This window comes from Streptomyces sp. N35, from assembly GCF_016464295.1.
Lineage (GTDB): Bacteria > Actinomycetota > Actinomycetes > Streptomycetales > Streptomycetaceae > Streptomyces.
On record NZ_JAEIMH010000107.1, the window covers coordinates 26,046 to 26,270 of the forward strand.

General features: G+C 80.0%; 1 protein-coding gene. It reads right to left on the reverse strand.

Translation table 11 applies throughout. The annotated features are described in order from the left end of the window. A partial coding sequence (locus JAO81_RS37075; RefSeq protein ID WP_199552392.1) for a hypothetical protein occupies positions 1-225 on the reverse strand: 225 nt, incomplete at both ends.

Below are 225 nucleotides of genomic sequence, written 5' to 3' on the forward strand. Positions count from 1 at the left end.
TGCGCCGGGGGTGGTGCCCGGCCCCCTGCGGTGGCGGGGGTTCCGGCCGGCCCACCAGGCGTCGGCGGCGGCGGGGTCGGAGATGTCGTCCAGGACGACCAGCCACCGCCGTTCGGTGGCCGCCAGCCAGGCCAGGAACGCCTGCGCCGCACCCGCGCTGTCGTCCGGCGTGCTGCCGGGCAGGCGCAGGCGCCCCCCGGCTTCCGCCTGGGCCGGGGTTGTCTG